Origin of the sequence: Iningainema tapete BLCC-T55, from assembly GCF_014698965.1 — a bacterium.
Taxonomy (GTDB): domain Bacteria; phylum Cyanobacteriota; class Cyanobacteriia; order Cyanobacteriales; family Nostocaceae; genus Iningainema; species Iningainema tapete.
On sequence record NZ_JACXAE010000124.1, the window covers coordinates 30,672 to 53,093 of the forward strand.

20 protein-coding genes are annotated in these 22,422 nt (G+C 42.0%); 14 read left to right on the forward strand and 6 right to left on the reverse strand.

Annotation, left to right across the window (positions count from 1 at the left end; genetic code table 11):
- The 3 genes from ICL16_RS40705 to ICL16_RS40715 form a co-directional block, all read right to left on the reverse strand.
- A partial coding sequence (locus ICL16_RS40705; RefSeq protein ID WP_190837589.1) for a WD40 repeat domain-containing protein occupies positions 1-793 on the reverse strand: 793 nt, incomplete at its 3' end.
- 2 nt (positions 794-795) lie between these two features.
- Positions 796-2,382, reverse strand: a complete 1,587-nt coding sequence (locus tag ICL16_RS40710; RefSeq protein ID WP_190837591.1) for a P-loop domain-containing protein — start codon at positions 2,380-2,382, stop codon at positions 796-798.
- Between the two features lie 643 nt (positions 2,383-3,025).
- On the reverse strand, positions 3,026-3,634 hold the full coding sequence (locus ICL16_RS40715) for a DedA family protein (RefSeq protein ID WP_190837593.1): 609 nt from the start codon (positions 3,632-3,634) through the stop codon (positions 3,026-3,028).
- Positions 3,635-3,752: 118 nt separating this feature from the next.
- Here ICL16_RS40715 and ICL16_RS40720 point away from each other — a divergent pair, with 118 nt between their 5' ends.
- From ICL16_RS40720 to ICL16_RS40745, 6 genes are all read left to right on the forward strand, one after another.
- Positions 3,753-5,000 carry an MFS transporter gene (locus tag ICL16_RS40720; protein WP_202895954.1) on the forward strand — a complete coding sequence of 416 codons (1,248 nt, stop codon included), beginning with the start codon at positions 3,753-3,755 and terminating at the stop codon, positions 4,998-5,000.
- Positions 5,001-5,004: 4 nt separating this feature from the next.
- Complete coding sequence (locus ICL16_RS40725; RefSeq protein ID WP_190837638.1) at positions 5,005-5,787, forward strand: ABC-2 family transporter protein; 783 nt, start codon at positions 5,005-5,007, stop codon at positions 5,785-5,787.
- Between the two features lie 73 nt (positions 5,788-5,860).
- Positions 5,861-6,583 carry a pyridoxine 5'-phosphate synthase gene (locus ICL16_RS40730; protein ID WP_190837640.1) on the forward strand — a complete coding sequence of 241 codons (723 nt, stop codon included), beginning with the start codon at positions 5,861-5,863 and terminating at the stop codon, positions 6,581-6,583.
- Positions 6,584-6,736: 153 nt separating this feature from the next.
- Entirely contained in the window at positions 6,737-7,453 is a 717-nt protein-coding gene (locus tag ICL16_RS40735) for a nuclear transport factor 2 family protein (protein ID WP_190837595.1), read from the forward strand.
- A gap of 64 nt (positions 7,454-7,517) precedes the next feature.
- Entirely contained in the window at positions 7,518-7,844 is a 327-nt protein-coding gene (locus tag ICL16_RS40740; protein ID WP_190837604.1) for an MgPME-cyclase complex family protein, read from the forward strand.
- Between the two features lie 4 nt (positions 7,845-7,848).
- Positions 7,849-8,517 (forward strand): hypothetical protein, encoded by a 669-nt coding sequence (locus ICL16_RS40745; RefSeq protein ID WP_190837607.1) that lies wholly within the window; start codon positions 7,849-7,851, stop codon positions 8,515-8,517.
- Between the two features lie 27 nt (positions 8,518-8,544).
- Here ICL16_RS40745 and ICL16_RS40750 read toward each other — a convergent pair whose 3' ends face one another.
- The 3 genes from ICL16_RS40750 to folD form a co-directional block, all read right to left on the reverse strand.
- Positions 8,545-9,000, reverse strand: a complete 456-nt coding sequence (locus tag ICL16_RS40750) for a divergent PAP2 family protein (protein WP_190837610.1) — start codon at positions 8,998-9,000, stop codon at positions 8,545-8,547.
- Between the two features lie 88 nt (positions 9,001-9,088).
- The gene (crtE, locus tag ICL16_RS40755) at positions 9,089-10,015 is read right to left on the reverse strand and encodes a geranylgeranyl diphosphate synthase CrtE (RefSeq protein ID WP_190837612.1); all 927 of its coding nucleotides are present in this window, start codon (positions 10,013-10,015) and stop codon (positions 9,089-9,091) included.
- A gap of 69 nt (positions 10,016-10,084) precedes the next feature.
- Positions 10,085-10,966, reverse strand: coding sequence for a bifunctional methylenetetrahydrofolate dehydrogenase/methenyltetrahydrofolate cyclohydrolase FolD (gene folD / locus ICL16_RS40760; protein WP_190837614.1), 882 nt, complete (start codon positions 10,964-10,966; stop codon positions 10,085-10,087).
- 145 nt (positions 10,967-11,111) lie between these two features.
- On the opposite strand from folD, the gene ICL16_RS40765 reads away from it, so the two are divergent.
- The 8 genes from ICL16_RS40765 (at position 11,112) to ICL16_RS40800 (ending at position 22,293) form a co-directional block, all read left to right on the forward strand.
- Positions 11,112-11,564, forward strand: coding sequence for a hypothetical protein (locus ICL16_RS40765; RefSeq protein WP_238361170.1), 453 nt, complete (start codon positions 11,112-11,114; stop codon positions 11,562-11,564).
- A 55-nt stretch (positions 11,565-11,619) separates the two neighbouring features.
- Positions 11,620-12,075 (forward strand): NUDIX hydrolase, encoded by a 456-nt coding sequence (locus tag ICL16_RS40770; RefSeq protein ID WP_190837644.1) that lies wholly within the window; start codon positions 11,620-11,622, stop codon positions 12,073-12,075.
- Positions 12,076-12,109: 34 nt separating this feature from the next.
- Entirely contained in the window at positions 12,110-13,201 is a 1,092-nt protein-coding gene (locus ICL16_RS40775) for an AI-2E family transporter (protein ID WP_190837646.1), read from the forward strand.
- 47 nt (positions 13,202-13,248) lie between these two features.
- Positions 13,249-14,421, forward strand: coding sequence for an AAA family ATPase (locus ICL16_RS40780; protein WP_190837616.1), 1,173 nt, complete (start codon positions 13,249-13,251; stop codon positions 14,419-14,421).
- Complete coding sequence (locus ICL16_RS40785; protein WP_190837619.1) at positions 14,415-15,026, forward strand: DUF4276 family protein; 612 nt, start codon at positions 14,415-14,417, stop codon at positions 15,024-15,026. The genes ICL16_RS40780 and ICL16_RS40785 overlap by 7 nt, the downstream gene beginning before the upstream one ends.
- 64 nt (positions 15,027-15,090) lie before the next feature.
- Positions 15,091-17,724, forward strand: coding sequence for a DNA mismatch repair protein MutS (gene mutS, locus ICL16_RS40790; protein ID WP_190837622.1), 2,634 nt, complete (start codon positions 15,091-15,093; stop codon positions 17,722-17,724).
- Positions 17,725-18,003: 279 nt separating this feature from the next.
- Positions 18,004-19,047, forward strand: a complete 1,044-nt coding sequence (locus ICL16_RS40795; protein ID WP_190837628.1) for a Fic family protein — start codon at positions 18,004-18,006, stop codon at positions 19,045-19,047.
- 150 nt (positions 19,048-19,197) lie between these two features.
- Entirely contained in the window at positions 19,198-22,293 is a 3,096-nt protein-coding gene (locus ICL16_RS40800) for a tetratricopeptide repeat protein (RefSeq protein ID WP_190837630.1), read from the forward strand.
- Positions 22,294-22,422 lie beyond the last annotated feature (129 nt).

The window sequence follows — 22,422 nt, forward strand, 5'->3', positions numbered from 1 at the left end:
CCCGCCCCCCGTCGGGAGTCACTGCCACTGCCGTTACCCCGTCGCTATGACCTTGGAGGGAAAAAAGTTCTTTGCCCGATGCCATATCCCAGACTTTGAGAGTGCGGTCAGATGAAGCGGAAATCACCCGCCCCCCGTCGGGAGTCACTGCCACTGCGCTTACCCCGTCGCTATGACCTTGGAGGGAAAAAAGTTCTTTGCCCGATGCCATATCCCAGACTTTGAGTGTGCGGTCATCTGAAGCGGAAATCACCCGCCCCCCGTCGGTAGTCACTGCTACTGCCGTTACTGAGGCGCTATGACCCGCTAAAGTGCGAAGCAAGCGTCCACCAGGAGGAATTAAGCTTGGTGTTAAGGGCTGCAACCAAGGATAATCTTGCCACTGCTTTGCCTCTGCCAATAATGCCTGAATTTCAGGTAGTGAAAAAGACAGCAAACGCCCGATTAATTGCCCTGCCAGTTGCCCTGCCAGTTGCTTGCAATCCTTGGCTAAAATATGCGTTGATAAACCCAGCGTGCCTTGAATCAACTTCAGTACTTTGACTTTTTCTGGACTATGGTCTGGACTATCTGCTACTTGTGGCTCATCAACCAAATCATAATCCGCAATCAACGCCAGTACTCCAAACTCAGAGTGTTCAACCTTTTGAGCCAAAAACTCGAAATTAGTCAGAGTTTCGTAATACTCGGCAAAATTCCCTGTTTTCACTACATTTGGTAAGAAATCGCCTAGATAAGCTCGTTGGACGTAAGAAGGTTGAGTTGCGAACTTCTCCTTAGTAAATTTCCCCATCTTTACCCCATCTTCTTGATAAAGTATTGAGAAATGCGTTGATTTACTTTTTCAAATAACTTCCTAGTCTTCTTTAGTTCTCGTTTACTTTTGAGGAAGTCAAGGAAACTGGTATGGTATATGCTGTAGCAGGTTTTTCCATCTATTGTTTGCTCTTTCAAATATTCAACCCATTGGTCCAAAACCGTTTGCACATCGTATTCATCCTCCTCAGCTATTTCCGCTATCATTTCACTAGGAATTGCCGTACTAATTTCTACTAAGATAAATAGAAAGAACACCATGCTTTCCTGAGGGTCTGTATCCATACCCATCCGTACCCAATGGGTTTGATAATATTCTTCAAGACCTTTTGGAAATTTGTCTAAGGCTAGGTCATTGTATTCTCCTCTATCAATTCCCGGTAATAAATGATATAAATACATAAAATTGTTTTCACTTTTTTCTGCTACTTGCTCAACAAAAGTGAGAGGAGCAATCTTGCGTTGTTCAATCCACTTTTTGAGATATTGATACTTGGTATTTTCTAGAAATAACCAAATGTACTTTTTGACATCTTCACGGCTTGATGCCGCATATTCTTGAATTCTTAAATCTAACTCTGACTCTGCAACTCCCTGTGTGTACAAGCGCTTATTTTCTTGGGTATAGGGTCGTCTTGTCAGCAGGAAATAAACTTTATTTGGAAGTGACGTCGGTAAACTTAAAATATTTTTATCTCGCTCTTGTTGCTCCACTTCATCAAGAGCATCAACCACAATCACAAGGCGTTCGTCATCTAAAAGGCGATCGCTGATTTTTTGAAGTAAAGTTGGTAAATTATCATCTTTCGCATTCGGCAACCAGTAACGATTTACTAACTGCTGTCTAATACTTTTCAAGAACAACTCAGGTGTATTGCGTCCCTCGGCACGAATATTGAAATAGCACGGACATTCGTGTGACAAAACGTACTTAGCAGCAATGGTGCTTTTTCCCATGCCCGCATCTCCGATAATGGTAAAATAACCATTAGAGTTGTGGTAAATAAATTGTTGTATTTGTTGAAAAACAAATTCACGACCGCAAAATAACTCAATTTTTCTCTGTATTAGTGCTTTAAACTCTTCTGGATAAGGAGAAGATTTGGGAAAATTACGTAATTCTGTATCTTTTAAGACTTCTAGAGGAGATTTAGTCCATTCAGAAACTTTGGTATAAACGTGACAAAAGTTCTGTATTTCTGCCCTCAGGTTAATTTGTTCTTCTCGGAACTCAGTACCTAAACCCTTACGATCAATAAAATTTTTTGCTCTCTTTAAAAAATTTGGCAAGTCATTGGCGTTGAAGTTTTCTACAAAAGTCTTTTTTATCTCGTCCTCACCAAATAAATTGACGATCGCCTGCTTTGGCTGTGATTGAGACTCGTCATAATACTTAACGATAGTCCAAGCGTAAATAGCATCAGGATTTTTCGGTGGCTGGGTTGGATCTAGTCCCCATTTCTGTAATTCTCGAATGAGGTTTGGATCTTGTTGAGCTTGTGTACGGAGTTGGTTAAGAACATTAGCAACCTTAGGTAGCTGCCCAATGAGTTCTTTAAAGCTCATAGTAACTTTTGTAAGAATGACTATAGATTAACCACAAGTACGATAGCAGTTTTTCCAGAAAAACTGAGAGTGTCAATTTATGAACTTTGCTCTTGCTGTAACCAAGTTATTCTAACAACGATTACCTAACATGAATGTGGATCGCTATTAGTCCACGGTTGGTGTAGATATTTTGTAAATGTTTTGATACTACTATTGAATACCAATAAATGTTCAAACCGTCATTTTCAGCAATGAAGACTGGCGTTACCCAGGGATAGCCATCAGTGGGAAAGAGAATACTTATATTAAATATTACTCAATTTTATTTGATGAGCTTTCTCCAATGTTTGAGTACTTCTGGAGTCAACTGTATTCACCCATTGAGCTTTAAGCGATCGCAATTTCCACGTTTCACTCCTTATCCCAACATAGAGGACGCGAATTCTCCTGTGGGATTTTAACGCAGCGAGGGGTGGGGAGGATAATTGTCAGAGTACTGAAGTACATAGCGCGAGTAGCACCAAGTTCATTAAAACGGACTAAGAAAAAACAATTTAGTCGGTTTTAACCTACTTGGGCTATGAGCCATGTACTTCAGTACATGGCGGATTAGGGAAGAATGAAATAGCCCTGCGTACCATAACTTTGTAGAGGACTATAATTAATCGACTTTTTTATTCTCTTTAATTATATGCAGAATCGATGGCACTAAAGAAACAACAATAATTAGTCCAATAATCGGGAGTAGATACTTATCCAATTGCTCGGCAGGAAGGAGATTGCCTAGAAAATATCCTAATATGGTGATACCAAAGGTCCAAATCAAGCCACCGACTAAATTATAAGACATAAATGTGCGATAATTCATAGCACCAATTCCCGCGACAATTGGTGCAAAAGTCCGAATAATTGGCAAAAATCTAGCTAAAACAATTGTTTTCTTCCCATGTTCTTCATAAAAGTTTTGAGTTTTTGTCAAATGTTTTTTATGAAACAACCATGAATCTTCTTTCTGGAATAATTTTCTGCCAAATCTATACCCAGTAGCATAGCCAACGTTATCACCCAAAACGGCACAAACAAAAGAGCCAAAAATCAAAACCCAGATGTTCAAAGGTGATTGTGGCAAAGATGCGATAAATCCGGCTGTGAATAGTAAGCTATCTCCAGGGAGAAAAAAACCAATCAACAAGCCTGATTCGGCAAATATAATTGCCCATACGCCAAAATAGCCCAATGACTGAATTATTTGTCGTAAATCAAAATGCATAGAAACAGATCACAGGTAATTTTTCCTAAAATATAAAGTAAAATAAGATTTTATTAAATTTATTTAACACAATATTTATCATATTTATAAGAAAAATTTATATTTATCAATTTAAAGCATGAGTATAAATGAAAACTCAAACAACAACTACCACTCACCTGGAAAATGGTGGGTAATGTTAGGTGTAGGATTGGGGGTGTTAATGTTTACAATTGACACCAGTATTGTCAACATTGCTCTACCTACTTTGGTACAGGTATTCCACACGGACTTTGCCACGATTCAATGGGTTGTTTTAAGCTACCTGTTAGTTGTTACAGCTTTGGTACTAGGTGCAGCTCGTTTGGGCGATATGCTTGGTAAGAAAAATTTGTACCTGTCCGGATTGGTAGTATTTACATTTAGCTCGCTTTTATGTGGACTTGCGCCAAGAGTCGGTTGGCTAATTGGGTTTCGCGCACTGCAAGGGCTGGGGGCTGTGATGATTTCAGCTCTGGGAGCGGCGATAGTTACGGAGGTTTTTCCTAGTTCTGAACGAGGGCGGGCGTTGGGTATTATTGGCGCAGTTGTTTCTCTGGGTGTTGCGCTTGGACCTACAGTCGGAGGATTACTAATCGGGCTTTCTGACTGGAGAGCCATTTTTTTGGTCAATGTGCCGATTGGGATATTTGCCAGCTTTGTGGTAGCCCGCAGTGTTCCATCCAGTACTAAAAATCCTGCCAAACAACGGTTTGATGGATTAGGGGCTTTAATCATGACTGTGATACTTGTCTGCTTCTGCCTTGGGATGACGTATGGACAAAATCACGGTTTTGGTAGTAGCACCACAGTAGTTTTACTTTTGATTACTATCCTTGGTTTGATGGGTTTTTTATGGATTGAAAGCCGCATTAAGCAACCAATGCTGGACTTGAGATTATTTCGCAATCTCAAGTTTAGCCTGAGCTTGTTAACAGGATTGCTGGTGTTTAGCGCGATTACAGGAGTGATTTTTGTCGTTCCTTTCTTTCTGGAGTTAGTTCTCCACTACCCCACACAACTGGTTGTTCCCTTTGGCATTGGGTTTGGCATGTTTCAGTCACCTAACAATAGTGCTATTCTAGGCGAGGTTCCTCCAGAACGTTTGGGGATCGCTTCGGGATTGCTGTCTTTGTCTCGCACTTTGGGACAAACTACTGGATTACCACTGCTAGCCGCTTTGTTTGCAGTGCTAACCCTCTCTCATTCCTCTGCTGTTGATGTTACAAAAGCACCACCTGAAGCACTGGTGTTTGGGCTTCAGAACACCTTTCGCATAGCTGCCTTGGTGTTGTTTGCTGCAACAGTGGTGGTAACTTTCCTCTGGAGAATGGAACGACGTGAATAGCGTGATTAAAAGATATCTGAAAGTATTAGCAATGTTTTGGAGTGCGGCGATCGCTGCTGAGTTAGAGTATCGCCTCAACTTTATCTTAGCTACAATCAGCAGTTTGGGTAATTTAGCTGGTAGTCTCTTTGGACTCTTCTTATTTTACGGTAATGGCTACAACTTTGAAGGGTGGCAATGGGAAGCTGCCCTACTAGTTTTAGGAATATTTACTTTGCTACAAGGCTTTTCGTCAACCTTTCTAGCGCCCAATTTGAATCGCATTGTTCGTCATGTGCAGGAAGGAACACTAGACTTTGTGCTACTCAAACCTATCCGCAGTCAGTATTGGTTGTCCATTCATACAATCTCACCTTGGGGAATACCAGATATCATATTTGGTAATGCAATAATTGGTTACGCAGGAACAAAACTTGGTTTGGGAATAGACGACTATCTCATCAGTGCTATTCCCTTAGCTTTTGGCTTAGTAATTCTCTACAGTCTCTGGTTTATGCTAGGAGCAACAAGTATTTGGTTTGTGAAAATTTATAACGTCACCGAAGTGCTGCGCGGCTTTTTAGAAGCTGGAAGATATCCGATGGCAGCCTATCCTGCTACTTACCGCTTTTTCTTTACATTTGTAGTTCCTGTAGCTTTTTTAACTACTATACCAGCGGAAGTGATGTTAGGTAGAAGTCAATATAGCTGGGTGATAGGCGCTGGGGTGTTAGCGATCGCACTGTTTTTCATTTCCACTTGGTTTTGGCGGTTTGCGTTACGCTTTTATACCAGTGCTTCGAGTTAAAAAACACTCACCATTCAACCAGTATTTCCGGTACAATCAAATCCTGAGAACTGTGGATAGGGAGATACTAGGGTTGCCTACACTTGGTGTAAATATTGACCATATTGCCACTATTCGCCAAGCGCGGCGGACGGTGGAACCAGATCCTGTGGCGGCGGCGGTGCTGGCTGAATTAGCAGGTGCAGATGGTATTACCGCCCATCTGCGCGAGGATCGACGACATATTCAAGAACGAGATGTGCGTCTACTGCGTCAAACTGTGAGAACGCACCTTAATTTGGAGATGGCGGCTACAGATGAAATGGTAGCGATCGCTCTCAACATCAAACCCGATTACGTAACTTTAGTCCCGGAAAAGCGCGAAGAAGTAACTACAGAAGGCGGACTAGATATTGTTGGTCAAATTGGTAGAATAGGTGAAGTAGTTGATAAATTGCAAAATGCTGGCATTCCAGTCAGTCTATTTATTGATGCTGAAGACGCACAAATTGAAGCATCTGTCAAGGTGCAAGCGCAATTTATTGAACTGCACACGGGAAAGTATGCTGAGGCTAGAGATGAAACAAGTCGCAATCAAGAGTTAGCAATGTTAGCATCTGGCTGTGAGCAAGCAATTAATGCTGGATTGCGTGTCAACGCTGGTCATGGATTGACCTACTGGAACGTGTATCCTATAGCTAATCTTCCTGGTATGGAAGAGCTTAACATTGGTCATACTATTGTTAGTCGAGCAGCATTGGTGGGGATGGAAAGAGCCGTGCGCGAGATGAAACAAGCTATGCGAGGACAACTGTAAACAGTTAACACTCATCCGATTATTGAATGTTACTTCCTTCGGTTGATGCATAAGCTGATTTTACTTACACTTATTTAATAAGTTGAAAGAGGGCTTATGTCAATGCGTAAGTTCTAATTGTATTTCCTGAGTTAAATCAAAAGTAAAAACTTCATGAGCGCAACACAATCTAACCAACTTCCGCTTTGGGTGCAGGATCGGGATACGGTGATTGCACAAAGTACAGATGCTCAATGGCGTTACCAAACTCCTCCAGATTATTCCCACTCCAAAGAAGGTTTCGCCAAAGAAAGAACGTACAATCACGTTGAAGGTTCGCTAGAAGCGATCGTGCAAAACTTAGTCAAAACCTTTGAAATGGAGGTATCATTTAAAACTAATCCTACTCAATGGTTATCAGTTGTAAATGACAAGTTCCGCATGAGTAGTAATGGCGGTACGGCTTACACAGCATCAGATGTAGCTAATGCTGGTACTTACAATTTATTCATTGGTGAAACGGAACATTATAAGGCTTCAGAAGAAAATTTTGAATCTTCAGGGGAACTGTTCCACTCAGCATTTCCCAAAGGATTTCTGTGGGAAGTGTTGGAGGTGTTTTCTGGTCCACCAAATGTTACCTTCAAATGGCGACATTGGGGAACTTTTAGTGGTGCGTATAAAGACTATGCTCCTACAGGAGAAACTGTGGAGATAGTTGGGATGAGTGTGGCACGTGTCACTGATGAGTTAAAAATTATTTCTGTAGAACACTACTTTGACAACACCCAGTTTTTAGAAAAGTTAACAGATGGTGGAAAGGTAAAGGGTGAAAAGTTGAAAAGTAGTTGTCCCTTCAGTTCTTGGTTCAATAAATTCAAGCAGAGTTAATTACTAGGGGTACAGCATGAACGCTGTACCCTGATATTATTAATTAGTAAACATCAGGATGAAAATGCAAACATACTATTACGTTTTAGCTAGCCAACGCTTTCTGCTAGAAGAAGAACCTTTAGAGGAAGTGCTCAAGGAACGTACCCGTTATTACCACGAGCAAGAAAAAGAAATTGATTTTTGGTTGGTTAAACAACCAGCTTTTTTAGAAGCGCCCCAAATGGCGGAGGTAAAAGCTAAGTCTCCTCAATCAGCAGTAGCGATTATTTCTACTAATTCCCAATTTATTACTTGGTTAAAGCTGCGGTTAGAGTACGTGATTACAGGTTCTTTCCAGGCTCCTTCTCCAGAGATACCTGACGCTTTGGCATCCCTTGCTACTGTATAAATTTATGTATCAATTTGTGCAAAAATTTCTCAAAACTAATTCCTTAGTTAGTGTCTCAGTTTTATCGTTCGTAGGGTTAATTGGTAGCTTAAATTCTGCTTTAGCCCAACAAAATATTCCCGTGTGTCAACCACCAAATAGTGGTGAGTATCTTTTATTGGTAATTAGCCCTACCACAAATAATCAGACTCAGTTGCGTAAAGCTTTACCACCTGAACTTAAAACTACAACCTGTAGATATTTAAAAGATACAGTAACCCGTATAGGCGGTTTGACGAAGATAGACGATGCTAATCGTTGGGCAAGATATGTAAATAATATTGTTGGTTTGTCTGCTATCATTACAACCAAACCATCTGATACTAAACCATCAGATGTAGTAACAACAAATCAACAGCAAACAGTTAGCTACAAACCTCAACAATTAGGTGAGGGTTATGCAGTACTAGTCGATTATTTTAATCGTCCAGAAATTTCCACTGAGGTGCGTCAAGTAGTTGGGGGTGACGTAGGTTTTGCCTCTTATGGGCGACGCCCTTATTTACTAGCAGTTTACACTACTAACCAGAAAGACGCATACAGTACATTACAAACCCTGTCTGAACGAGGCTTTTTTGCCATACTTGTGGACAGTCGTAAAGTCATGCTGTTGCGATCGGTTGTGAAATTGTAGAACAGACGCCCCAATGGGGCGTCTCTACTAATATGCTGCCCTAGCTAACCAAGAAATTGTTATACCCAATGCCGAGCCTGCTATTACCTGAAAAGGTGTATGCCCAAGCAATTCTTTAAGACGATCTTGGTTTAATTCATGGTGTTCGTGAAATAATTCTTCAACCAATTGATTGAGAATACGAGCTTGTTTTCCTGCGGCTTGACGCACTCCTGCTGCATCATACATTACTATGATGGCAAAAACCATAGAGAGTGCGAACTCCGGAGAAGCCCAGCCAATTGTTTGCCCAACACCAGCAGCAAGAGCTGTCACCAATGCCGAATGAGCACTTGGCATACCTCCAGTTGTTGTTAAAACACTTATGTTAAATTTACGATTTCTGACTAGGTCGAAAAAGAGCTTTAATGCTTGAGCAATAAAACAAGCGATGAGCGCAACCATCAGCACGCGGTTGTCTAATATGTCGCCTATGTCTTGCATGGTATTTTGGCGATTGTTAGTAAATAATAGTAACTATTTTTGTATGAGGAGGTATTGGATGTAACCCAAAATCCATGACTCCATTGACCTAGTGGTTGCGACTAGTGATAAAATGGGCGATCGCTTTTAAGGGCAATCCTGATTCCCCATAGGGTTCTAGTTCTGCACAAGCCGCTTCAATCAGTTGTTGAGCTTTTTTTCTGGATTCTTCTATTCCCCACAGACTAGGATACGTGACTTTTTGCGCTTTCTGGTCTTTTCCTGCCGTTTTTCCCAATTGTTCTTGAGTGGCAGTAATATCGAGAATATCATCTATGATTTGAAATGCCAGTCCAATATTTTGGGAGTAGCGTGACAATCGTAAGTTATCTTCACAGGATGCACCCGATAAAATTCCCCCACAAACAACACTTGCTTCCAATAAAGCTGCTGTTTTATGATTGTGAATGAAATTTAGAGTTTCCAGGGTAGTATCCGATTTTCCTTCCGATTCTAAATCAACAACTTGACCGCCAACTAACCCAGCTGCTCCTGTCGCACGTCCTAAACGAGCTACTACCTGTAAAACTCGCTCTAAAGGTACGTTCTTCGTATTGTCTGCTACGTACTCAAATGCGTATGCTAATAAGCCATCTCCAGCTAAAATTGCCACATCTTCGCCATACACTTTATGGTTAGTTAGCTTACCCCGTCGGTAATCGTCGTTATCCATTGCTGGCAAGTCATCATGAATTAACGACATGGTGTGAATCATCTCTACAGCACAAGCAGTTGGCATAGCCATAGATATTGTACCGCCAGTCATTTCACAACTAGCAAGGCAAAGAATAGGACGCAGACGCTTTCCTCCCGCCAGGAGTGAATAGCGCATCGCTTCGTAAATTTTTTCTGGATAACGTAAGGGAATAGCTTGATCCAAACTAGCTTCACAAAGCTTTTGTCGCTCTTTGAGATAAGCAAATAGGTTAAATTTTGCTGCCTCTGAAGTTTTTTGAAGGTTATCCGCTGCTACCATCCTTGATTTCCTTAATTTTCTGTTATTTACGTAACAATTTTAGTGTAGAGACGTCCCGACGGGACGTCTCTACAATGTTTTTAAATTTTGACTGTAACTTATTACTGTATTTTGCAGTAACATAGCCACAGTCATCGGACCAACACCACCAGGAACTGGGGTGATAAATTCTGCCACACGTTTAACTGAGTCAAAATCGACATCCCCCACTAGCTGACTATTACCATTAGCGTCAGTAACACGATTCATTCCTACATCTACCACAACAGCGCCCGGTTTCACCATGTCAGATGTAATCACAGATGTACGACCTACTGCTGTAATTAAAATATCAGCATCAGCAGTGATAGTTTTGAGATTTTGCGATCGCGAATGAGCGATGGTTACGGTAGCATCAGCTTCTAGTAGCATTAACGCCATCGGTTTACCTACCAAAATACTACGTCCCACCATCACCACTTGTTTTCCCCGTAGTGGAATTTGATACTCCTGTAGTAACCGCATAATTCCTGCTGGCGTGCAACTGCGTAAACCTTTTTCTCCCCGTACCAGTCGCCCTAAATTAAATGGGTGTAGCCCATCTGCATCTTTATCTGGCACAATTTGTTGCAAAAGTGATGGAGCATCTAAGTGACTGGGTAAGGGTAACTGTACAAGAATACCATCTACCCGATGATCCTCATTCAGGTTTGCGATCTCGAACGAGAGTTCTGCTTGAGTTATTGCTGTGGGAAAATGCTTACCAAAAGAAGCAATACCCACTTTTGCACAAGCTCGCTCTTTCCCTCGTACATAGGCAGCTGAGGCGGGATTATCTCCAACCATTAGCACTGCTAAACCTGGTGAGCGTCCTATTTGGGGTTGTAATTCGGTAATGGTAGCAGAGATTTCTTGTTGAATTTTTGCTGCTATTGCTTTTCCATCAAGAAGTATGTTCGTTGTTGTTTCCATTAGAATTTCCACAAGTAGGCGCTATTGAGAGGTAATTGCTGTTTGAAGCACCCAAACAGTTTTTCCCATACTCTTTATCTTCTCAGATGAGTCGTATTAATTAATATTGTGTTTTTAAAAGAGTTAAAACATAAAGGTAACGAGAATGAAAATTACGACAAACCAAGCACGGATGCCAAAATTCGCTCAACGGATAGCTTTTATACAACAAGCGAAATCTCATATGCCTTTTCTCCACATGGTTGACAATACTGCTCTTATACGCTTATGTTTTACCTTGTTTCTTTGCATAGGATTATTAAGTTGTAATCATCTGAGTTGGTACGGCTTAAACGCGATTGGTGTCAATATTACCCCCATTCGGGAACTAAAACCACAACAAAACAGTAACACGATTTATATCCAAGGTAAGGTAGAAAAGCTTGTACCCCTTGTACAGCGGCAAGCATATCAAATTAATGATTCTACAGGAAAAATTTGGGTAGTCAGCAATCAAAATCTTAAAGAGGGAGATCATGTTGTGGTCAAAGGTAAAATTAGATACCAAAGCATCCCTCTAGCAGGCAAGGAATATGGGGAAATGTATTTAGAGGAGTAGTAAACTGAGCGTGGGAATGGGCAGACTAATCAGTAGTAATTAATGACTAATTATGATGAATCATCAACAGGCACATGTAGCAATTGCTATTCTCTACAAAAAGAATAACTTTTTGATGCAACTGCGGGATAATATTCCCACTATTCCCTACCCAGGTTACTGGGCGCTATTTGGTGGACACATGGAAGCAGGAGAAACACCAGATGTTACAGTAAAGCGAGAAATTTTAGAAGAAATAGGTTATAATTTACCATCTACATATTCTGAGTTTGGCTGCTATCCTGACGAAAAAGTCTTTCGTCATGTTTTTTATGCACCATTAGAGGTGGAATTAGATCAACTAGTTCTCAATGAAGGTTGGGATATGGGCTTACTCACACCAGAACAAATCCGTCAGGGTAGCTGTTATTCAGCAAAATCAGGAGATGTGCGCCCTCTTGGTCCTGTACATCAACGTATTTTACTAGATTTTATGGATAAGGAATCGCTAATAATTAATGGTTACAATTAACAATTAGCAATTAACAATTAGCATATCCCCAATGATGCAATCAGCAAATCTACCCCGATGGTTAAGTATAGGATTGGCGTTTCCCCTTGCCATTCTCAATGGTTGGGTATTACTTCAGGTTGTCAATTACTTTCAACCTTTAGTAAGTGTGTTTATCGCTGCCCTATTGCTAGCTTTTGTTTTAAACTACCCAATCCAGTTTTTACAACAACAAGGAGTGAAGCGGAACTTAGGCGCTGGGGTAGTTTTGCTATTAGCTGTAGTGATTTTTGTCGCTTTAGCTATCACCTTAGTTCCTTTGATTCTGGCACAACTAAATGAGTTAGCTAACATTTTACCAGCTTGGATTGACTCAGGAACGCAACAGATACAAGCTTGGCAAACCTGGGCAGCAAACCAACAGCTCCCAGCTAATATCAGTAACTTAATTACCCAAAATTTAGACAGATTATCTAGTCAACTTCAATCCTTCATTGGTAAGATTCTTAGCTTTGCTGTTGATACCATTGGTACTTTTGTTAATGTCTTGCTAACTGTAGTTCTCACTACTTATTTAGTATTCAATGGACAAAGTCTTTGGGATGGAATTTTTCAGTGGTTTCCACCTCACATTGGCTTGCAAGTACGGCGAACTTTGCGCGAAGACTTCCACAACTATTTTATCGGTCAAGCAACATTGGGTGCTTTGCTAACATTAACTTTAATACTAGTATTTTTAGCTTTACGAGTTCCCCTTGCTTTACTTTTTGGCATCATAATTGGATTTTTCTCTCTCTTCCCTTTTGGTACTGGTATAGGTATTACTATAGTATGTTTATTAGTAGCGTTACAAAACTTTTGGTTAGGTGTGGAAGTTTTGGCGATCGCCGTCGGAATTGATCAAGTAAACTCTAATTTTATTGCCCCTCGCTTGCTCGGCAATTTAACAGGCTTAAACCCCGTCTGGGTTGTAATTTCTTTACTATTAGGAACCAAACTAGGAGGAGTACTGGGTTTGTTAGTTGCTATACCTGTAGCTAGTTTTATAAAGGATATAGCAGATAATTGGCGTGCGGGAGGATTTAAGCAAATAGTTGTCACTAGCGAGGATAGTCAACATTTATCCCCAATTGAAGTAGGCGAGTAAGCAGTACTCTTAAAAATACAAAAAGAAAATTAGATGGAAGGCTCCACATGTTTATCCATAATCTTCAGTTAGAAAACTTTCTTTCTTATGGAAATGAAGGCGAAGAAATAGAACTACAACCATTAAACGTATTAATTGGTGCAAATGCCTCAGGTAAATCAAATTTAATTGAAGCTATTGGATTGCTAAAAGCAACACCCATAGACTTGCCAGTTCCGATTCGTCAAGGAGGAGGGATTAGTGATTTTCTTTGGAAAGGTCAACAAGGTGTTCCGGTAGCTAAAATACAAGCTATTATAGATTATCAGCAAAGACTTCTGTTACGCTATCACCTTAGTTTATCTGTAACTGGTCAAAAGTTAGAGCTAGTGGATGAAGCGGTAGAAAATGAACAACCATTTCCTGGTGAACATGATGTCTATTTTTACTATCGCTACCAACATGGTCGTCCAGTTTTAAATGTCAAAATAGATGATGGGCAACGAAACAGAAGATTTTTACGCAGAGATGATTTGATTCAAGACCAGTCTGTTTTGTCTCAAAGAAAAGACCCGGATTTATATCCAGAACTTTCATATTTAGGAAATCAATTCTCTAACATTAGTTTATATAGGCAATGGGATATTGGGCGAGATTCTGCACCAAGAAATCCTCAAAAAACGGACTTACCGGAGCATCCTCTTTTAGAAGATGGAAGTAATCTTGGGCTTTTTTTGAATAATCTACAATATCAGGTAGGAAGCAGACAAATTATTGATAAGCTCAAAAAGTTTTATGACAATGCCGAAGAACTTAGTATAAAAATTTATGGTGGAACAGTACAGATATTTATTCGTGAAGAAGGTTTAATACAACCAATACCAGCAACTCGTTTATCTGATGGTACACTCCGTTATTTATTTTTAATGGCTTTACTTCTTGATCCAACTCCACCACCACTTATTTGTATTGAAGAACCGGAAATAGGGTTACATCCAGATATCCTACCCACTATCGCTGAAATGCTGATCGAAGCATCACAGAGAACTCAACTAATAGTTACAACTCATTCTGACGCTTTAGTTTCTGCACTTCCCCCTGAATCAATTTTGGTATGTGAGCGAGATGAAAAAGGAAGTCACCTACGTCGTCTCCAACCTCAGAAGTTAAAAAACTGGTTGGAAAATTATACGCTCGGCGACCTCTGGCGGATGGGTGAAATCGGGGGTACTCGATGGTAAAGGAGATTCGTATTTACATTGAAGGAGGAGGTGATGGTAAAAATACAAAAGCTCTGCTCCGCCAAGGATTTAGTAAATTTTTTCAAGACATAGTGAACCAGGCACGAAGTCAGAAAATAGCATGGCAAATTATTCTTTGTGGTTCTCGTAATAATGCATTTCGTGATTTTAAAAATGCTTTGAAATCTCATCCTGATGCTTTTAATGTGCTGCTAGTTGATTCAGAAGCTTCTGTTAAACAGTCTCCTTGGGAGCATTTACAGTCAAGGGATAATTGGATTGTACCTGAAATTGATGATAGTCATTGTCATTTGATGGTTCAAACAATGGAAGCATGGTTTATTGCTGACGTAGATACTCTAAAGAAATTTTATGGTCAAGGATTTAAAGAAAATGCAATTCTAAGAACAATAAATGTGGAGACTATTGACAAAGATAGTTTGGCTTCAAGCCTGACGGCTGCTACTTGCAACACTTCTAAAGGGGAGTATCAAAAAATCAAACACGCTTCAAAGCTTTTAGAAATGTTAGATGTTGAGAAGGTACGCAAAGCTTCTACACATTGCGATCGCTTGTTCACAACACTCACACAAATAATAAGTTGAAAGTATCCTTGGGATCACGCTATCATCGGGATTGGCAGGTAGCCCAGTGTATTAGTAAACAGTGATGACCGTTTCTGACTCTGCATCCCAAACAACAGAACCACAAAACCCAACTGCGCCTCACGCTGACTCTCGGCTGGTGGATCGCAGTAAGCTGAGTAAGATGTATCAGCATTATGCTGAGATGAAGGATAAGTATCCTCATGCGCTGCTACTGTATCGGGTAGGAGATTTTTTTGAAACTTTCTTTCAAGATGCGATTACAGTATCGAGAGAATTAGAACTTGTCCTCACTAGTAAACACGCTGGGGAAGTTGGTAGAGTATGCATGACAGGTGTACCACACCATGCTTGGGAACGTCATACTACTCAATTGGTAGAAAAAGGGTATGCAGTTGTCATTTGCGATCAAGTCGAGGATGCTTCGGAAGCTGTTGGTTTAGTGCGGCGTGAGGTAACGCGCATCCTTACTCCTGGCACTTTGCTGGAAGAAGGGATGCTGAAATCAAGTCGTAATAATTACCTTGCGGCTGTGGTAATTGCTGGGGAACATTGGGGTTTGGCATATGCAGATATATCTACAGGAGAATTCCTCACTACTCAGGGAAGTAATTTAGAACTGTTGAGTCAGGAATTGATGCGTTTACAGCCGGCAGAGGTGCTTTTTCCAACTAATGCTCCTGATTTGGGTACTTTACTACGTCCTGGAGAAAAATCGCCGCATCTACCGGAATGTTTGCCGCCATCATTTTGTTACAGCTTGCGATCGCAAACTCCCTTTTCTCTTGGTGAAGCCAGAACCAAATTGTTGCAAAAGTTCAAAGTACGTTCTCTCGAAGGATTAGGATGCGAACATCTCCCTTTAGCAGTTCGCGCAGCAGGTGGTTTACTTGAATACTTGGAAGAAACGCAGAAAGAAAGTTCAGTTTCTCTTCATTCGTTGCGTACATACACTCTTACTGACTTCTTAATTGTAGATTATCAAACTCGTCGTAACCTGGAAATTACGCAAACAGTTCGCGATGGTACTTTTGTCGGTTCTCTCTTATGGGCTTTAGATAGAACTAGTACAGCAATGGGTACACGCGCTCTCAGAAGGTGGTTGTTACAACCTTTACTCGACATCAAAGGGATTCGGGCGCGGCAAGATACGATCCAAGAATTGGTAGAAAATACTACTTTGCGTCAGGATTTACGGCAGTTGTTGCGGCAAATATATGACTTGGAAAGGTTGACAGGAAGAGCGGGTTCTGGTAGAGCAAATGCTAGAGATTTAGTAGCTTTGGCTGATTCTTTGTCTCGCTTGCCAGAGTTGGCAGGTTTGGTGAAGGATGCGCGATCGCCCTTCCTAAAAGCTTTGCAGAAAGTGCCGCCTGTGTTAGAAGAGTTGGCAAAGAAATTACTTGCTTATATTGTTGAGTCTCCACCTCTCCATCTTACTGACGGTGGTTTGATTCGCCCAGGGATGAATGAGGAGTTGGATGAACGGCGTGCGACTGTGGAAGCAGATCACCAGTGGATTGCTAATTTGGAGGTTGAGGAGAGAGCAAAAACGGGGATTCCAACTTTGAAGGTAGGATTTAATAATACTTTTGGGTATTATATCAGTATTTCTCGGGCTAAAGCTGATTCTGTGCCGTCTAATTATATACGCAAGCAAACGCTGAAGAATGAGGAGCGGTATATTACGCCGGAGTTGAAGGAACGGGAGGCACGGATTCTGACGGCGCGGGATGATTTGAATAAGTTGGAGTATGAGGTTTTTGCTGCTCTGCGGGAAGAGGTGGGTGAGCAGGGGGAGGTGATTCGGATTATTTCTCGTGCTGTGGCGGCGGCTGATGTGTTGTGTGGGTTGGCGGAGTTGGCGGTTTATCAGGGTTATTGTCGTCCGGAGATGGTGGTGGGTAGGGAGTTGGTGATTGTGGATGGGCGTCATCCTGTGGTGGAGCAGTCTTTGCCGGCGGGGTTGTTTGTGCCGAATTCGACGCGGTTGGGGGGGGAGGATTTGAACCGCCTTCGCGCAGCGTCTCGAAGAGAAGACGCCAAGAACGCCAAGGAAGAGGAGAGGGATTTTTCTTTATATCCTGATTTGATTATTCTTACTGGTCCTAATGCTAGTGGGAAGAGTTGTTATTTGCGGCAGGTGGGGTTGATTCAGTTGATGGCTCAAGTTGGAAGTTTTGTGCCGGCGTCTTCGGCGCGGTTGGGGGTGTGCGATCGCATTTTTACTCGTGTGGGGGCTGTGGATGATTTGGCGACGGGGCAGTCTACTTTTATGGTGGAGATGAATGAGACGGCGAATATTCTTAATCATGCTACGGCGCGATCGCTTGTGTTGTTGGATGAGATTGGTAGGGGGACGGCTACTTTTGATGGGCTTTCGATTGCTTGGGCGGTGGCTGAGTATATTGCTGACGAAATTAAGGCGCGGACGATTTTTGCTACGCACTACCATGAGTTGAATGAGTTGGCTTCGCTGTTGCCGAATGTGGCGAATTATCAGGTGACGGTGAAGGAGTTACCTGATCAAATTATCTTTTTGCACTCTGTTCAACCGGGGGGTGCGGATAAGTCTTATGGGATTGAGGCGGGGCGGTTGGCGGGTTTACCTGCGGTGGTGATTAAACGGGCTAAGCAGGTGATGGGGCAGATTGAGAAGCATAGTAAGATTGCTCTAGGTTTGCAAAACTTGGATTAAGTGTTTTCAAACCATATTTTGTGGGGTGTAGTGACGGTAAGCTGAGGTGCAAAACGGGAAAAAACATGATCATCTAATGATTAATATGATCATGAAGGAGGTTTATGATCATATTAGTTGATTTGGGCTAGATTCCCTTGGATGATGGATAATTTGGCAACGGGGCAGTCTAGGTTTATGGTAGAGATGAATGGGACGGCGAATGTTCTCAATGATCATAGGGAGCGATCGCCTACTAATTGATGGCAGTATAGTGAAGTGAGGTGATGAGAACTGCCCATGCAGTCGTTTGAAACGGGCTATATTGAGCGCCAACCGATTACTCAAAATCTACTACGCACTATCCGGCTAATTGGAGAGTACAAAGGCAAGCAGGAACTTTTCAAAGAACAGTCGCCTCAAATCTTGGAAACTTTACAACAAGCTGCTATTATTCAAAGCACCGAATCATCCAATCGTATTGAGGGAGTCGAAGCTCCACTGGAACGAATTAAAGCACTAGTGGCGCAAAAGACTACACCCATGAACCGTTCCGAGCAGGAGATTGCTGGGTATCGCGATGTTCTCAACACCATTCATGCTAATTACGCGAGTATTCCTTTTAGTACAAGTGTAGTACTACAGTTGCACCGAGATTTATATCAGTTTCTGCCTACTGATGGTGGACGGTGGAAGTTATCTGACAACAATATCACTGAGACTCGCCCAGATGGCACAACTGTTGTGAGATTTGAAACCGTTTCGGCTTTTCTCACAGCCAGTGCAATGACGCAATTACACGAACGTTTCAACGTTATGTTGAGAGCAGATGAGGTTGAGCCATTGCTCCTGATCCCCACCTATGTTCTAGACTTTTTGTGCATTCATCCATTTCGAGATGGCAATGGTCGCATGGCTCGCCTGTTGACTTTACTATTGCTATATCAAGCTGGCTATGAAGTTGGTCGATACATCAGCTTGGAAAAGATTGTTGAGCGCACCAATGAGAGCTATTATGACACTTTGTATCAGTCCTCTGTGGGCTGGCATGAGGGGCAACACACGCTAGTTCCTTGGTGGGAATACTTTTTTGGCGTTATCCTCTCAGCTTACCGTGAATTTGAGCAACGTGTTGGTCTGATCACCGTCAGCCGAGGCGCAAAACGCGAGATTGTGTTTGACGTAGTGGCACGATTGCCGAATCAATTCCAATATGCAGATGTTGAGCGTGCTTGCCCAGGTGTGAGTCGCCCTACGATTAACCGAGTTTTGGCGCTCATGCGTGACTCTGGGAGAATCCGCTGTATTAAGCCAGGTAGAGATGCGATTTGGGAAAAAACATGATCATCTCATGATTAATATGATCATGAAGCGGGTTTATGATCATATTAGTTGATTCGGGTTGCACGCCAAAATTTTCCGTAATCTCTCCTGGAAACAAGGTAGATATTCAGCAGTAAGCAATCTGCTCAACTGTTGCTGCAGGAGGAGCGAATGTACCGTCTCAAATGCCTCGCCCTTGCTACTATGTTACTTTCGCTGGCGGTCCCTGTGTTGCCAAAAACTCAAACCATGCAGTTTCTTGTTGCACGGACGCAAAGCACGCAAAACCTTATAGATGAAGCGTCACGGCTGTTACAAGTAGCTGATCGGCAGTTAGATAAAAGACAGATTACAGAAGCTTTAGAAACTTTGCAACGAGTTTTAGGTATTTATAGAGAAGTTGGCGACAAGACGCGGGAATCCACAACTCTAATTATCATTGGGTTAGTTTACGAAAACCTGGGTCAGTATCCCAAATCACTGGAGTTTTTTGGGCAAGCTTTAGCTATAGCGAAACAAGTCGGCTACAATTCGGACGAATTCACAATTGGTAACAACAATATTATTATTAAGTTGCTTTACAATAATCCCAGTCAGCATCCAAAGGCACTGGAGTTTTATCAGAAAACTTTAGCTACTCGTCAACAAGTAGGTGATAAAGCAGGGGAAGGAACAATTCTCACTGTTATTGGTTTTTTCTACGATCTTTTGCAACAGCCTCTCAAAGCTTTGCAGTCTCATCAGCAAGCTTTAGCTATTGCTAAACAATTGGGCGATCGCTCTGGGGAAGTGTTAAATCTTAGCAAAATTGCGAATATTTACGCCCAAAACGTGCGTCAGCTTCCCAAAGCTTTGGCATTCTACCAGCAAGCTTTAGTTATTAGCAAAGAAATTGGCAACAAGCCGTTGCAAGCAACAACTCTCAAAGATATTGGAGTAGTTTACAACCAACTTAATCAATATACCAAAGCTTTGGAGTTCCATCAGCAAGCTATAGCCATTGCCAAAGAAATCGGCGATAACGTGGGTGAACAGACAATTCAAGCCCATATTCAGTTTGTTTACAAAAATCTGGGGCAGTACGCCAAAGTCCTGGAGTCCCTTCAGCAAACTTTAGCCAGTAAAAGAAAAATTGGTGACTCTTCGGGGGAAGCGCAAACTCTTCTAAGTATTGGCTCAGTTTACTACAATCTGAAACAGTATCCCCTTGCCTTGGAATCCTCTCAGCAAGCTTTAGCTATTTTCCACAGAATCAACAGCAAGGCGGGGGAAGGGATAGCTCTGATGAATGTGTTCCAATTTTACTTAGATCTGAAACAGTATCCCCTTGCCTTAAAGTCTTCTGAGCAAGCTTTAGCCATTTTCCGGCAAATTAAAGCTAAGCGGGAGCAAGGAATAGCTCTTTGGGCAATAGGACAAGTTTACAGCAAACAAGGACAGTATGCTAAAGCTTTGGAGTTTTATCAAGAAACTTTAGCGATTAGTAAAGAAATTAGTAACTTGGAGGTGGAAGGGTTCATTCTCCCATTCATTGGCGAAGTGTACCAAAAGCTGGGACAGTATCCCAAAGCCTGGGAGTTTTATCAGCAAGGTTTAGCCACTTACAAAGAAATCGGCTACCAGGAGGGGGAAGCGGAAATTCTCAACAAGATTGGTTCTCTACTAGAGGTACAGAAACAGCCTGCGTTAGCGATTGTGTTCTACAAGCAATCTGTCAATATCACAGAGGGGATTCGGCAAGATTTACAGGGATTGCAAAAGCAAGATTTACAGGGATCGCCACAACAGCTACAGCAATCGTATGTACAAAGGTTTGCAGACACTTATCGTCGTTTAGCTGATTTGTTGCTCAAGCAAGATCGGGTACTGGAAGCGCAAGCAGTCCTCGACTTGCTCAAAGTCCAAGAACTTGAGGATTATCTTCGTGGTGTGCGGGGCAATGTTAATACTGCACGAGGCATTGAATATCTGCGACTAGAGCAGCGACTCCTAAATAAATTCAATAGCAATCTTACCAAAGTCGTTAAACTGGGTAGAGAACTGGGGGAATTGCAAAAAATTCCGGCAAGCAGCCGCACCCCACAGCAGGAAAAACGGCGGCAAGAAATTGAAGCCATACAACGCCAAACAAAAGCAGAATTCCTCAAATTTATTGACAGTCCCGATGTTGTCGCTCTTGTACAGCAACTTCAACGCACTTCTGGTGGGGAAAACCTGAACCCAATCATCCTCACCCGTTTACAAGACAATCTCAAGCAACTCAATCAAGATGCAGTTCTGCTGTATCCCTTAATTCTCGAAGATCGTTTGGAACTGGTGTTAGTCACGCCCTACGCGCCTCCCATCCGTCGCTCCGTAAGAGTGAAACGCTCTGACTTCAACCGCGCCATTGTTGAATTTCGTGATGCATTGACAAATAGAACGGAAAATGCTGCAATACCAGCCCAAAAATTATACAACTGGCTAATCCAACCACTAGAACCAGCTCTCAAAGAAGCGAACGCTAAAACTATCATCTACGCCCCAGACGGACAACTTCGCTACATTCCCTTAGCAGCACTTTATGATGGGAACCAGTGGTTGGTGCAGAAGTATCGAGTGAATAACATTACTGCTCTGAGCCTCACAGACTTGAACAAGCAACCCCAACCATTGAAGATTTTAGCGGGTGCTTTCACTAAAGGTAGATATGTACTGAAAGTAGGCGACAGCTATCATCCGTTTAACGGACTGCCTTTTGCAGCTAAGGAAGTAGAAAACGTAACGGCAGAGGTTGCCAACTCAATCAATCTGCTCAACTCCGACTTTAACGAAAAAGAGACTTTGAAGCGGGTTAGCAATTACTCCATCCTACACTTTGCCACCCATGCTGCCTTTGTTACAGGTCAACCAGAAGACTCGTTTATTCTGTTTGGTAATGGTGATGCTGCTAATTTCGGTAAAATCCGACTTTGGAACCTCAGCAACATAGATTTAGTGGTGCTGAGTGCTTGCGAAACTGGATTAGGGGAAGAGTTAGGGGACGGGAAGGAGATTTTGGGATTTGGTTACCTGATGCAAGAAGCAGGTGCAAGAGCTGCTGTGGCTTCATTGTGGTCTGTTGACGATCAGGCTACACAAACTCTGATGAATGCTTTTTATACTGCAATGAAACAGAAAAAGTTTACTAAAGCAGAAGCCCTACAAAAAACCCAAATGACATTAATTACCAATGGCGAACATCCTTACTATTGGGCACCTTTTATTCTGATTGGCAATGGCTTGTAGAGTAGCAATACTGTCAGATGCGCACCCTCAAAAAGAGTTCCCGTCGTTTGAACCCACATTCCGCACCCTTAACTGGCACATAGGAGAACGCATCGCCATTTTAGTACATAAGAACTAAAAAAGAAGTAG